Annotated in this window: 13 protein-coding genes; 9 read left to right on the top strand and 4 right to left on the bottom strand. The window is 61.6% G+C overall.

The window, feature by feature from the left end; genetic code table 11:
* Positions 1-127: 127 nt before the first annotated feature.
* A complete protein-coding gene (locus tag RR842_RS07895) occupies positions 128-910 on the bottom strand; it encodes a teichoic acid transporter (protein ID WP_332513326.1) in 783 nt (260 codons plus the stop codon).
* Between the two features lie 277 nt (positions 911-1,187).
* On the opposite strand from RR842_RS07895, the gene RR842_RS07890 reads away from it, so the two are divergent.
* Entirely contained in the window at positions 1,188-2,318 is a 1,131-nt protein-coding gene (locus RR842_RS07890) for a TerC family protein (RefSeq protein WP_332729407.1), read from the top strand.
* A gap of 288 nt (positions 2,319-2,606) precedes the next feature.
* Here the strand turns inward: RR842_RS07890 and RR842_RS07885 are convergent, their stop codons facing one another.
* Entirely contained in the window at positions 2,607-3,512 is a 906-nt protein-coding gene (locus tag RR842_RS07885) for a diacylglycerol kinase family protein (protein WP_332521534.1), read from the bottom strand.
* Positions 3,513-3,587: 75 nt separating this feature from the next.
* Between RR842_RS07885 and rnd the strand changes: the two genes are divergently transcribed.
* The 6 genes from rnd to RR842_RS07855 all read left to right on the top strand — a co-directional run bounded on the left by rnd (position 3,588) and on the right by RR842_RS07855 (position 9,064).
* A complete protein-coding gene (gene rnd, locus RR842_RS07880) occupies positions 3,588-4,745 on the top strand; it encodes a ribonuclease D (RefSeq protein ID WP_332513322.1) in 1,158 nt (385 codons plus the stop codon).
* A gap of 172 nt (positions 4,746-4,917) precedes the next feature.
* The gene (locus RR842_RS07875; RefSeq protein WP_332513321.1) at positions 4,918-5,589 is read left to right on the top strand and encodes a zinc metallopeptidase; all 672 of its coding nucleotides are present in this window, start codon (positions 4,918-4,920) and stop codon (positions 5,587-5,589) included.
* A gap of 5 nt (positions 5,590-5,594) precedes the next feature.
* Complete coding sequence (gene xseA, locus RR842_RS07870) at positions 5,595-7,073, top strand: exodeoxyribonuclease VII large subunit (RefSeq protein WP_332729406.1); 1,479 nt, start codon at positions 5,595-5,597, stop codon at positions 7,071-7,073.
* Positions 7,070-7,321, top strand: a complete 252-nt coding sequence (xseB, locus tag RR842_RS07865) for an exodeoxyribonuclease VII small subunit (RefSeq protein WP_332513319.1) — start codon at positions 7,070-7,072, stop codon at positions 7,319-7,321. Before xseA ends, xseB begins: the two co-directional genes overlap by 4 nt.
* 65 nt (positions 7,322-7,386) lie before the next feature.
* Complete coding sequence (locus RR842_RS07860) at positions 7,387-7,737, top strand: histidine triad nucleotide-binding protein (RefSeq protein WP_332553950.1); 351 nt, start codon at positions 7,387-7,389, stop codon at positions 7,735-7,737.
* Between the two features lie 133 nt (positions 7,738-7,870).
* Positions 7,871-9,064 carry an acetate kinase gene (locus RR842_RS07855; protein WP_332553949.1) on the top strand — a complete coding sequence of 398 codons (1,194 nt, stop codon included), beginning with the start codon at positions 7,871-7,873 and terminating at the stop codon, positions 9,062-9,064.
* A gap of 280 nt (positions 9,065-9,344) precedes the next feature.
* Here the strand turns inward: RR842_RS07855 and pta are convergent, their stop codons facing one another.
* A complete protein-coding gene (gene pta, locus RR842_RS07850; RefSeq protein WP_332553948.1) occupies positions 9,345-10,340 on the bottom strand; it encodes a phosphate acetyltransferase in 996 nt (331 codons plus the stop codon).
* A 154-nt stretch (positions 10,341-10,494) separates the two neighbouring features.
* Here pta and glf point away from each other — a divergent pair, with 154 nt between their 5' ends.
* Together glf and RR842_RS07840 are read left to right on the top strand one after the other, a co-directional pair.
* The gene (glf, locus tag RR842_RS07845; RefSeq protein WP_332512165.1) at positions 10,495-11,709 is read left to right on the top strand and encodes a UDP-galactopyranose mutase; all 1,215 of its coding nucleotides are present in this window, start codon (positions 10,495-10,497) and stop codon (positions 11,707-11,709) included.
* Positions 11,710-11,820: 111 nt separating this feature from the next.
* The gene (locus RR842_RS07840; RefSeq protein WP_332553947.1) at positions 11,821-12,843 is read left to right on the top strand and encodes a glycosyltransferase; all 1,023 of its coding nucleotides are present in this window, start codon (positions 11,821-11,823) and stop codon (positions 12,841-12,843) included.
* On the opposite strand, the gene RR842_RS07835 is transcribed toward RR842_RS07840, so the two are convergent.
* On the bottom strand, positions 12,840-13,418 hold the full coding sequence (locus RR842_RS07835; RefSeq protein WP_332517642.1) for a hypothetical protein: 579 nt from the start codon (positions 13,416-13,418) through the stop codon (positions 12,840-12,842). The two genes, RR842_RS07840 and RR842_RS07835, sit on opposite strands and share 4 nt — an antisense overlap.
* Between the last annotated feature and the right edge of the window lie 189 nt (positions 13,419-13,607).

The raw sequence follows: 13,607 nt of genomic DNA, 5'->3' as shown, positions 1-13,607 counted from the left end.
GTCCTGCCAATCGGGATAGCTACGCGAAACGATGAGGGTTTAACCCTATGCAAAGGGAAGGGCAAGGTGCCTGATGAAAAAGAAAAAGCCCACGTTGCGTGGGCTTTTCAATCGTAGATAATGGCGTTTATTGGAATAGGCGGATGCCTACGTAGACGGCGGTTTCGGGAAGTCCCTTCACGTCGTACACGCTGGAAAGCCCGATGGCCGAGATGCGCCATTGATATATGGTGCCGCCCACATCGACGGTGCCCGTCTGGAATGTGTTGCCGGAATCGTCCACCCCCGCCTCCCCAAGGGTCGTGGCATCTAGGCCCTCGGACACCAGGGCCGTCTGCACGGCCGCCTCGACGCTACCCGATGAGAAGTCGGCGTACTTCACACTCATATTCAGGTAATCGCCGGGAGTGGTGGTGAACTGCCACGAGCCGTTCAGCAGCAGCGTCGCATCGGCGGCCGAGAGCTTCGGAATGCCTTGGGCGTACATGAGCGCTGCCTGCTCGACGCTTACGTCGGAAGGGAGCTTGATGAGGTCCAGCGAGCCGTCGTCGGCGCCGCCGCTCATGGCCGTCTTGTCCGCGATGATGTAGCCAGCGCCGGCGAAGGCCGCCTTGATGCCCTCGTTGTCAAGACCGATGAGGGAGGGCAGGTTCGGTAGGCTTTCCATTGCTGCGGGGCGCGCAAGGTTCTGCTCGACGCTTTGCTGGGCACGCTCGGCTGAGTGTGTCACGTTATCCAGCACGTTGAACAGCAGCACGCCTCCGATGACGATAGCGGCCACGACGAAGGCGCCCATGATGATCAGCTGGGGCTTCGGAGGGTCGATGGGGCGTAGAAGTGAGCTGCCGTCCAGGTGCCTGACCGGGCCTTCGCCGGCATCGTAAACGTTTCTCCGCGAATTGAAAAACATGAGTATACTCCTGAGGGGTTTGTGTGCTTTGGGCATTATAGCATTGTTCGCGCTCGTCTCCGTGGTAGGATACGCCCTGCCCATGGGGGAGTAGTTGGCACGGAATACGTGCGGTGCGTTCAACATCTTGGCGCGGACAAGCGCCTGGCGTACCTTAATCAGCGAGACTCATGGCGCGCAGCCGTTTACGCCGCTGCGCGCCATGAGTTTTTTTATGCGCTGCGGTGCTTCTGCGTGCTCAAGGGATAGGTGCAAGGAAAACGAAGAAGGAGCAGCATTGGATCTCTCGATATTCGCGTCGCCCGAGGCTTGGATCAGCCTGATCAGTCTCATCTTCTTGGAAATCGTGCTGGGCGTTGACAACCTGGTGTTCATCTCTATTACCACGAACCGCCTGCCCCCTGACAAGCAGCACATAGGCCGTAAGCTGGGCCTCGCCGGTGCGTTGGTCATGCGTATCGTCTTTTTGTGCTTCGCGTCGTTTTTGGTGCATATGACCTCACCGCTGTTCACGGTGAACCTGGGGGCCTTCTCGCATGGCTTCTCGGTACGCGATCTCGTGCTGCTGATCGGTGGTGCCTACCTTATCTACAAAGGCATATCCGAGCTGCGCGACACGCTGAAGCTTACCGAGCTCAAGGCCGAGCACTGCGAGGAGCATAAGGCGCTGCATCGTATCGCGCTGCCTCAGGCGATAGGCACCATCATGGTTATGGACCTGGTGTTCTCCATCGACTCGGTCATCACGGCTGTGGGTATGGCCGATCACCTTATCATCATGATCATTGCCGTCATGCTGGCCGTCATCTTGATGATGGTGTTCATCGACCCCATCTCCAACTTCATCAACGGGCACCCCGAGATGAAGATGCTTGCGCTCACGTTCATCGTGGCCATCGGCGTACTTCTGGTCATCGACAGCGCCGGCATCCATACGGGCATCGAACTTTTGCATATGCCTCTTGAGAAGCTGGTCGTCTACTTCGCCATGGTGTTCTGCATCGTGCTGGAGCTTATCCAGATGCGCTACAACGCCAACGTGCTGGCGTGGCGCAAGGAGCGTTGGAGCCGGGAGACGAAGGCTCAGATCGAAAGCGTGCGTACCGAGATGGAAGCCCAGATCGCGCAGGAGCGTTCACAGGAGGACGGTTCCTCGCAAGACGCGAAGGGCGGCAAGAAAGCTGCGTCGTCCGAGCGCATCACGCCGGTTATCATCGGTAACAACGTGTACGTGATGATGCCGATCGTCGGCGAGGATGCCGCATCGTTCAAGGCGCTCATGTCCGGCTCGGCTGCAGCGGGCGAGGCCTTTGGCACGCCGGTGGAGATCGGCGGGCCGGACGTGCAGGTGGAAGACGTGTCCGCAGCGGACTCTGAGCCCACCTACGAGGTGCCCGAAAAGAAGTAGCTTCCTGCGCCTCGAAGCATCGCTGCTTTGCCGACGATCCCCCTGTTCCGCCGTTCTGGACGGAGCAGGGGGATTTTTGCATGTTGGGGTGCAGGGGAGCTTCTGCCGGCGTTTGGCAGGGTGGCGTTCCGGTTTGTCTGTTTTGCGGAGCCTGCCTCGTGTTCCTCGGAATGCGAGACAGACAGACAGACAGGCAGACAGACAGGCAGACAGACAGGCAGACAGACAGGCTGCAGACAGGCTGCAGACAGGCAGGCAGGTAGGGGGTAGGGGGGTGCTTCAGGCTGGCTAGGCGAACAGCTCGTAGCCTTCTTGGGAGACGTAGAAGCGGGCGGCATGACGCAGCACGTGGGCGGTGAACGGAGTGGTCAGGTGCGTCGGCTCGCCGTCGTATTGCACCTCCATAGGCGGATCGGCCTCAAGGCGCACCGTGTGGGCCTGGTGTATTTCCAGCGAGTCCGTGCGGTTAGGAAACTCGCCGCCGCGGTCGAGCAGTCCCGCGAGCAGGGCGGGTATCAGCTCGAAGGCATTCTGCGCCTTCAGTATCACTACGTCGAAGACGCCGTCGCGCGGCTCGTTCTCGTGTGTTACCGCAATGTCGAACTGCAGCTTTGAGAAGTTCACGAGCAGCACGCCCAGGCCGTCGCTTTCGAGGGTCTCGCCGTCAAGCTCCAGCTTGAAGTGCGATTTCTGGGGCAGGGGGTTAGCGATGGCCGCCGAAAAATACGCCATAGAGCCCAGCAGGCGCTTCGCGGGCGCAGCCCCGTGCATGATGGTGGCGTCGTAGCCGGCGCCCGCCATGATGGCGAACCCGAAGCGGTGGCCGTCCACCTCCATCTCGCCCAGGTCGAAATCGAGCGTGCGGTTCTCGCGCACCAGCTTGGCTAAGGCATGGGGTTCCATGGGCGAAGCCAGGTTTGCGGTCAGCAGGTTTGCCGTTCCTGCCGGGAACGGAAGGATGGGGATGCCCGTATTGGCCAGGCAGTAGCTTATCGTGGCGACCGTGCCGTCGCCGCCGCTGGCGACCACGGCATCGAACGTCTCGACATCGCCGAGCAGATCGCGCACGTCGGTGGTTCCATCGGTGAAACGCAGGCATACTTCGTCGTCGTCTTGCGCGAACGAGCGGACGAAGTCGTAGATGCCTCCGTCGCCGAGGCCTGATGCAAGGTTGTTGATGACGAGCAGTTTCACCGTTCTCCTTTCCGTTCGTTTGCTATGATGGCATAGTACATCATGAAGCTAAAGACTGGATAGGGAATCCCGTACATGTATATAGCAACTCAAGAAAACCTCGTGGCGTTCGCCGAACGCGCGGCCACGTCCAGCGTGCTGGCTATCGACACCGAGTTTTTGCGCGAGAAAACCTATTATGCCAAGCTTTGCCTGTTACAGATGGCCACCGATTCCGAAACGGTGATCGTCGACCCGTTCGGCGTGGACGACCTGGGCGTGTTGGTGGGGCTGCTGGAAGACGAGCGTATTGTGAAGCTGTTCCACGCGGGCGGCCAGGATTTGGAGATTATCCTGCGCGAGGTGGGTGTGCTGCCCAAGCCGGTATTCGACACCCAGGTGGCGGCGGCCCTTTTGGGCCATACGCAGCAGATCGGTTATGCCTCGCTCGTGCATGCGGAGTGCAACGTGTCGTTGAAGAAGACCGATTCGTTCACTGATTGGTCGAGGCGCCCGCTTTCAGACTCGCAGCTCGACTATGCGGCTGACGACGTGGTCTACCTGCCGCGCCTGTACGCTTCGATGCGCGCCGCACTGGAGGAGAAGGGCCGCCTGTCCTGGCTCGGGCGCGATTTCGAGGACCTGGTGGACCCGCAGCGCTACGACACGAACGAACGCACGCGCTACAAGCGCCTGAAGCGCGTGTCGCAGCTGTCGCGTCGCCAGCTTTCCGCGGCGCGCGAGGTGGCTTCATGGCGCGAGCTCGAGGCGCAGCGACGCGACGTGCCGCGCAAGTGGGTGGTTACCGACGAGCAGGTTGTGGAGGCGTGCAAGCGCGAGGCACGCACCATCGACGAGCTGTTCATGGTGCGGGGCATGTCGGACCGCCTGTCCACGCGCGATGCACGTGCTGTGGTGTCGCTGATCGCTTCGGCGCTTGATGCGCCGCCTGATACCTGGCCGGAGCTTGATCGCTGCAGCAAGAGCGAGCCGAACGTCGATGCCGAGTTGGACTTGATGTGTGCGCTGGTGCGCCTGCGTGCCAAGGAGAACGGCATCGCGTTCCCGACGCTTGCCAGCCATGACGACCTGGCCCGCGTGGCCCGGGGCTATCGGGACGGCATCGATCTGTTGCGCGGATGGCGTAGGGCCATCGTGGGCGAGGAGCTGCTGGAGTTGCTGGACGGCTCGCTTGCGCTCAGCTTGTCCGGTGGAGAGCTGATGGTGCGGCGCTGCGGCGCGGGCGTTGCCTGAAGCGACAGGAGTCTGGCGGTTCGTTCACGGAACGGTAACATTCGTTTGGTGATTTAACAGTTGTTTGCCGCGCGATTTTCGCTGGTTCCCTGTGGTCGGTATAATACAGGTGTACGAGATAAGCGGCCGCAGGCGGTCGCGGAGGAAAACCGTTTAAGGAGCGGAAACCCCCATGTTTGGAATGAGTAACGGCTATCTTTTGTTGATCGTGGTCACGCTTGCTATCGGCGGCTTGGCTACGTGGTATGTCAACTCGCAGCTGAAAAAATATACGAAGGTGCCTATCTCCAACGGCCTTACCGGCGCCGAGGCTGCGCGGCGCATGCTGATGTACTACGGCGTAACCGAGGTAGCCGTCCATCGCGGCGGTCCTGGGCAGGACTTCTTCGACCCGCGCACGAATTCGGTCACGCTTTCGCCCGACGCGTTCGAGGGCCGGTCCATCACGGCCACGGCCACGGCGTGCCACGAAGTGGGGCACGCCTGCCAGTATGCCCAGAACTACGCACCTATGAAGATCCGCGGGGCGCTGGTTCCGGTGGTGAACCTGGCATCGAACGCCTGGATATTCCTGCTGATGCTGGGTATCTTCATGAACATCGCAGGGTTGACCACGCTGGCCATCGTCATGTATGCCGCAGTGGTCATCTTCCAGCTGGTTACGCTGCCCGTGGAGTTCAACGCGTCCAAGCGCGCGATGGTGTACATGGACACTGTTGCCCTGCCGCAGTCCGAGCAAGGCGGTGCGTTCAGCGTGCTGCGGGCCTGCGCGTTCACCTACGTGGCGGCAGCCTTGACGTCCATCCTGCAGCTGTTGTGGTTACTGGGCCAGAACAGGGAATAGACGGCGTGGCCTACCGGGAAAACGAAGGGCGCTCCGCAACGCGGGGCGCTGCGGGCGCGTCGGATTCCGGCGCGCTTAGCGTGTCGGGTGCCATGGCGCTTGCCAAGGGCGCGCTTGAGGGCGTGACCGTGCGTCTGATCGGCGAGGTGTCCGAAGTGTCGTGCAAGCCTGGCTACAAGGCCGCCTACTTCACCGTGAAGGATAAAGGCGCGGCGTTGCCGTGCATGATGTGGAACAACCGCTACGAGGCGACCGGTGTACGCTTGGCCATGGGCCAGCTCGTGGAGCTGACCGGGCGCTTCACGCTGTACGCGGCGAAGGGCCGCATGAACTTCGACGTGTTCTCGCTCGCATTGGCTGGTGAGGGCATGCTGCGTCAGCAGGTGGCCGACCTGGCCCGCAAACTGGAGGCCGAGGGGCTTATGCAGGCAGGTCGCAAGCGCCCTTTGCCGATGCTGCCTGCCTGCGTGGGACTGGTCACCTCGCCGCGGGGTGCCGCGGTGCACGACGTGCTGCGCACGCTGCGCCGTCGCTTCCCCTTGGCGCGCGTGGTAGTGGCGGGCGTGCCGGTAGAGGGCCGCGAGGCTCCCGCGCGCGTGGTCGAAGGCATGCGCGCCGTGTGTTCGGGTGGTGCCGAAGTGGTGCTGGTTGTGCGCGGCGGCGGGTCGTTCGAGGACCTGATGCCCTTCAACGATGAGGGGCTGGCGCGCGCCATCGCCGCGTGTCCCGTGCCAGTGGTTACTGGGATCGGGCACGAGCCCGACACGTCCATTGCCGACATGGTGGCCGACTTGCGGGCCAGCACGCCCACGGCGGCGGCCGAGGCGGTGGCGCCGGCACGGGAGAACCTGGAGAGCTTGTTCGAGGCGCAGGCAAGGTCGCTTGCGGCGTGCGCGTCGCGCTGTGTCGAGCGGGAGACAGCGGCGTTCATGCGTCTTGCAGACCGCCCGGTGTTCAGCGATGCGGCGTACCTGTTCGCGGCCGAAGCCCAGACGCTCGATTTGGCGGCCGACCGCCTTGCACGCGCTCTGCCAGCCAACCTTGGTCGCGACCGCGTGCGCCTCGATGCTACCGCCGATCGGCTGCGGCTTGCAGGGCCGCGCGTCGTCGAGCGCGAGCGTTCCGCCCTCACGGGTGCATGCGAGCGCTTTGCACGCGCTTTACCCCTTGCTCCTGCACGCGAACGCTCGCGTGTCGAGGTGCTGCGCGACCGCCTTATCGTGCGCGGTGGGGCCGTGGTCGGCCGCTTCGAAACAGAGGCGCAGGTAGCCGCGGCGCGGCTGCACGACCTCTCTCCGCTCGCCGTGCTTGCGCGCGGCTATGCGGTGGCGCGCACGGAGCAGGGCGCGGTCGTGAAGCGCGTTGAGCAGGTAGGAGAAGGATCGCGTATCAGCGTTGCCGTGTCGGACGGGGAGCTGGCTTGCCGGGTCGAGAGCACCCGTCGTATTGAGACATCCGTAGAACCGTGGGAGGAAACCGCATGAGCGAAACCGCAAAACCGATCGAAGAACTGACGTTTCGCGAGGCTATGGCCGAGTTGGACGGCATTGTGGGCGTGCTTGAGAGCAATACGCTGGAGCTTGAGGACAGCTTGAAGAGCTATGAGCGTGGCGTGGCGCTGCTGGGGGCTTTGCAGGGACGTTTGACTGAAGCCCAGCAGAAGGTTGACGTGCTTATGGGCGAGCTGGTCGGCGAGGCCGACGATGCCCAGCGTGACGCTACCTTGTCGTAGCGCAGCAGATTGGCACGTTCGTCGAGAGACAGGGCTCTGCGAGGGCAGGGAGAGAGAAGGCGCACATGCATAAGGAAGACTGTCTGTTCTGTAAGATTGTGGCGGGGGACATCCCGTCGAGCAAAGTGTACGAGGACGACCGCGTGCTCGCGTTCGAGGACCTGAACCCCCAGATGCCCGTGCACACGCTCATCGTCCCGAAAAGCCACTATGACAACATCGGCGACGGCATCCCCGACGACGAGATGGGCTACCTGTTCAACACGGTGCGCAAGGTTGCCGATCTCCAAGGCATCGCCGAGAGCGGCTACCGCGTTATCGTGAACACGAACGACGACGCGCAGCAGTCCGTGCACCATATCCATGTGCACGTATTGGGCGGTGCTCCTATGAATGCGGGAAGCCCTGCTCTGTAGGGCCCCGCTTGCCCGAGGGTTTTCGGTGAGCGGCGCGCCGCTTGCCGAAACAAAGGCTCGCACACATTCAGCGGCGCACGCGCTTGCCTAAACTTTCTAAGTTGGGTTTTTCACCCCTTAAGGAGGCAGGTCGTTGAACGTACTAGTGATTAATGCGGGATCGTCTTCCCTGAAGTACCAATTGGTGAATGTGGAGCAGCACGAGCTTTTAGCCAAGGGCATCTGCGAACGTGTGGGCTCGAGCGAGGCGTTCCACAAGCACGGCCTCGATAAGAACGAAGTGGTCATTGATGCCAAGATGGCGGACCACGACGACGCGATGGCGTTGGTGCTTGAGTCGTTGACCGAAGGTCCGACGAAGGCGATCGACTCGCTGGACGAGATCGATGCGGTAGGCCACCGCATCGTGCAGGGAGGCAGGTACTTCGACCGCTCGGTGCTGATCGACCAGGACGTCATCGACAAGATCGACGAGCTGGCCGAACTGGCACCCCTGCATAACGGAGCCGCGCTCATGGGCATCCATGCTTGCTTGAAGCATATGCCCGAGGTTCCGATGGTGGCCGTGTTCGATACGTCGTTTTTCCAGACGTTGCCGCCGAAGGCCTATATGTACCCCTTGCCCTACGAGCTGTACGAGAAGTACGCCATCCGCAAGTACGGAGCGCACGGCACGTCGCACCGCTACATCTCGGAGCGCGCCGCTGTTGTGTTGGACGAGCCAATCGAGGACTTAAAGCTGATCACCTGTCATTTGGGCAATGGCTGCTCGATGTCGGCGATCGACCACGGGGTTGCCGTGGACACGTCCATGGGCCTGACTCCGTTAGACGGCCTGATGATGGGCACGCGTTGTGGGGCTGTCGACCCGGCTATCGTGCCGTTCCTCATGGACCACGAGGGGCTGTCCACCTCCGAGGTGAACGACCTCATGAACAAGAAGTCGGGCCTGCTGGGCATCTCCGGCATCAGCAACGACCTGCGCAGCGTGCGCGATGCTTCCGAGGCGGGCAACGAGCGCGCGCAGCTGGCCTACGATATGTATTCGAACTCGGTGAAGAAGTACATCGGCCAGTACACGGCCGTCATGGGTGGCGTGGACGCCATCGTGCTGACCGCCGGTGTCGGTGAGAACTGCGAGAAAATGCGCCGCATGATCTTCGCCGGCCTCCAGCCGCTCGGCATGGTGCTCGACGAGGAGAAGAACCGCCAGCGCGGCTTCGAGCGCGAGATATCGACCGACAACTCCCGCGTGAAGATCATCATCATCCCCACCAACGAGGAGTATATGATCGCCCGCGACACCTACGAGATCGTCCACGGGTAGCGGTCGTACCCTGGAAGATGCCTGTGCAGCCTGCTTGCTAGAGGTTGTGATCGACTTCGCGACGATGGGCGATTTTGAACAGCTCGATGACCAATCGCCCATCGTCTACCGTGCCGAGCACGCGATAGATTCCTATACGCCAACGCCAACCGCTCTGTGTGCCTTGTAGCTTCTTTGCACTTGGCAGGGCGCAGGGATTGTCGCATCCACTTCATCCTCAAGCCGTTCAAGCCTCGGTTGGCGCAGATGCAATGCCTCGCTGCGTTTGCGAAGAGACCCTCTAGGCTTTTTGAGCCTGGGCTTGCACGCAGGTGATGGCGATGACGCCCACGATGTCGTCGGCAACGCAGCCGCGCGACAGGTCGTTTACCGGCGCGGCGATGCCTTGGGTGATGGGGCCGTACGCCTCGGCGCGGGCCAGGCGCTGCACCAGCTTGTAGCCGATGTTGCCGGCGTCCAGATCGGGGAAGACAAGCACGTTGGCGTGCCCGGCAACCGAGGATTCCGGAGCCTTGGACGCGCCGATCGAGGGCACGATAGCGGCATCGAGCTGCAGCTCGCCGTCAAGGGCGATTTCGGGTGCGAGCGCGCGGGCGATCTCCGTGGCTTCGATGACCTTGGCGGCATCGGCGTTCTTGGCCGAGCCGAAGCTGGAATGCGAGAGCATGGCCACGGCGGGTTCGGTGCCCATGAGTGTCTTCCACGACTTCGCGGAGTTCACGGCGATATGCGCGAGCTTCTCGGAGTCGGGCTGCACCTCCAGGCCGCAGTCGGAGAAGATGAACGTGCCCCGCTGGCCCAGGTCGCAGTCGGGCACCACCATGACGAAGAACGAGCTGACCAGCGCCACGCCGGGAGCGGTCTTCAGGATCTGCAGGCAGGGGCGCAGCACGTCGCCGGTGGCGTGGCAGGCGCCGGCGACCATGCCGTTGGCCTGGCCCGTCTTCACCATCATCACGCCGAAGTACAGTACGTTGTCCATAAGCTCGTTGGCCTGCTCGGGCGTCATGCCCTTTGCCTTGCGCAGTTCGTGCAAGCTGCTGGCAAGTTCGGCGCGCTCGGGTGCGGTGCGCACGTCGACGATGCGGGCGCCGTCCAATGCGTACGGGCTTGCGGCAATGGTCGCTGCGTCGCCTAAGATGATCAGGTCCGCTACGTCGTCGGCGAGGATGCGCTCGGCGGCTTGCAGCGTGCGCTCGTCGTCGCCTTCGGGAAGGACGATGGTCTGTTTGTCGGTTTTGGCCCGGGAAAGCATGGTTTCCAGAAAAGAGCTCATCGGCAGTATCCTTTCTCAAATTATCCGGTTTGTATGATAATTCACGCAGGGCGCGTTTGGCCCGGTAAAATACCAAGCGGTGCAAATATGCGCAGAATTCGGGCCGGGAAGGCCCTGTTTGCTGTATGGGCTTCAAAAACGAGGAAGGTACCCTATGGGTGTGCAATACTGCGATTTCAAGGACGTCGACATCGACGAGGTGGACGCGATCATCGTCGGCAGCGGGTTTGCGGGCGCCGTCACGGCACGCGAGCTGGCGGAGCGCGCCGGCAAACGCGTGCTCGTCATCGAGAAGCGGCCGCATATCGGCGGCAACATGTACGACGAGGCCGACGAGGCCGGCATCCTGGTGCACCGCTACGGGCCGCATATCTTCCACACGAACGACCAGCGTGCCTTCGACTACGTGCGCCGCTTCACCGAATGGCGCGATTACGAGCACGAGGTGCTGGCCGACTGGTACGGAACCTACCTGCCCGTGCCGTTCAACAAGAACTCGATGGAGATCGCCTTTGGTGAGGAGAAGGCAGCGCATCTTACGGCCAAACTTATCGACACGTTCGGCGACGAGCGCAAGGTGACCATCACTGAGCTGCGCGAGCAGGACGACCCGGAGCTCTCTAAGATCGCGGACTTCATCTACAAGAACGTGTTCCTCTACTACACGCAGAAGCAGTGGGGCCTCACGCCCGAGGAAGTGGACCCCTCCGTCACGGCGCGCGTGCCCGTGTTCGTTTCGCGTGACAACCGCTACTTCCAGGATGCCTTCCAGGGCATGCCCTCGTACGGCTACACCCCGGTGTTCGAGAACATGTTGGATCACGAGAATATCCGCGTGTGCTTGGACATCGAGGCGGAAAGCGTGTTCGACCTGGAGTTCCAAAGCGACGACGAGGATGCGCCCCTCGCAGCCATCAACGTCAAAAATCAGGTGTTCCACGGCCCGATCATCTACACGGGCCCGCTCGACGAGCTGTTCCTGTCGCGCTTCGGTCGCCTGCCGTACCGCAGCCTCGACTTCGTCTACGAGACGTTCGATAAGGAAAGCGTGTTGCCGTGCGGCACGGTGAACTTCACGGTCACCGAGGACTACACGCGCATCACGGAATTCAAGTACCTCACGGGCCAGGAATCGGACAAGACCACCATCATGAAGGAGTACAGCCACTCCTACGACGATCCGGGCAAGCAGATTCCGTACTATGCCATCATCAACGAGGACAACGCGGCGCACTACGAGCGCTATCGCGCGTTGACCTCGTCGCTTGAGAACTTCCACCCGCTCGGCCGTTTGGCCGAGTACCGTTACTACAACATGGACGTCATCATCGGCCGCGCACTGGCGCTTGCCGACGAGCTGGTGGGCTAGGGAAGCAACGATTACCGAGCGTATGGCTGCACGTGCAGCCATACGTCTTTCAAACAGAAGAATGCCAAAGGGCCCAAACGGTGACGCGCGGGTAGTGAGGATGCGAACAACATGAAGACCATCTCATTCGCTGTGCCGTGCTATAACTCGGCGGACTACATGGACAAATGCATCGAGTCCATTTTGAAGTGCGGCGACGATATCGAGATCATCATCGTCGACGACGGGTCGACAAAAGACGATACGCCCGCGAAGGCAGACGTTTGGGCAGCTACGCACCCGGACATCATACGCGCCGTACACCAGGAGAACGGCGGGCACGGGCAGGCGGTGAACACGGGCCTGGCGCACGCGACGGGCCGCTACTTCAAGGTCGTCGATTCCGACGACTGGCTCGACGAGCTAGCCATGCACGAGATCATGGGCTATTTGCGCACGCAGGTGGTGCGCGAGGCGGCCACCGACCTGGTTATCGGGAACTACGTGTACGAGAAGGTGCACGAGAACACGCGCACGGTCATGCACTACCGCAACGTGTTTCCCGAGGGCCGCGAATTCGACTGGAGCGAGGTGGGCTCCTTCGGACAGAGCCAGTACCTGCTGATGCATTCGGTGATCTACCGTACTGAGCTTTTGCGCGACATGGGCCTCGAGCTGCCGAAGCACACGTTCTACGTGGACAACATCTTCGTGTACGTGCCGCTGCCCAAGGTGCAGAGCATCTACTACCGCGACGTGGATATGTACCGCTACTTCATCGGCCGTGAGGATCAGAGCGTGAACGAGAGCGTGATGATAGGTCGCATCGACCAGCAGCTGCGCGTGACGCGCCTGATGATCGATGCCGTGCGCCTGCCCGACGGCGTGCCCGAGAAGCGCTTGGAGCGCTATATGGAGAACTACCTGTCCATGATGATGTGCATCTGCTCCATCTTCCTGCGTATGACCGACACTGACGACGCCGAGGACGAGCGCGAGGCTGTCTGGGAGTACCTTAAGGCGCACAACCCGGACGTCTACCGCCGTATCCGGCGCGGCGTCTTGAACGCCAGCACGAACCTGCCCACCGAGCTGGGGCGTCGCATCGGCATTACCGGCTACCGCATGGCCCAGCGCATCTTCAAGTTCAACTAGCGGAAGTCCTTCTCGTCAGCGAACTGCCAGCCGAGCAGGGCATCGCCGATGAGGTGGAACTGGAAGGGCAGGGGGCGTGCCAGTTCGCCACGGTCGATCTTGTCGGAGAGGTCGCTGAGCTCGTCGAGCAGGTCGAAGAACGAGTATTCTTCTAGGAAGCTGTCTTCCGCCTGCACCTCTTCGGGGGAAGCGGACAGGGCCTGGATGACGGAATCGAGGCACTCGTCATGCTCTTCATTGCTTTCCTGGAGGGCGGCAAGCTCGTCTTGGTTGAATACCGACAGCTCGATGCAATACCATCCGATCGTGCCATCAGGTGCATCGTCCATGTTGTCGCTGAGGACGATGCCGGTTTTCTCCAAGTCGGCTACGGTGAAGCACGACATAAGGGTGTCGGGCGTGACGAGGGCTTCGCCCGTATCGTCGAGGTCGGTCAGCACGTAGACCAGCTGCACGGCAAGGGTGCCGTCCCGCAAGTCCATTGCGATGCCGTAATGGTATTCGGGGTCGCCCACGCGCGTGCCCCAGTAAAGCTCGCCAGGATTCTCGAGCAGGGTTTTGACGGTTGCAGCCATGGTGTCTCCTTGCGCAGCGCTAACAGGTTGATGGTATTGAGTATAGAGCAAGCCAGGCTATGCGGGCAGCAGAATGGTGGAGCGTTGAAGGGTTGTTCGGAGGCGTTCGGGGCGGGGCGGCTTCGAATTGGCAAAAACCGTTAAGTGGGGAACAAACGTTGTCCTCTTTGATCGATTACTACGACTGGG

This window comes from Gordonibacter sp. (assembly GCF_036667095.1).
Classification (GTDB): Bacteria; Actinomycetota; Coriobacteriia; order Coriobacteriales; family Eggerthellaceae; genus Gordonibacter.
The sequence above is the reverse complement of the archived record's forward strand: the minus strand, read 5'-3'. Positions and strand labels throughout refer to the sequence as shown.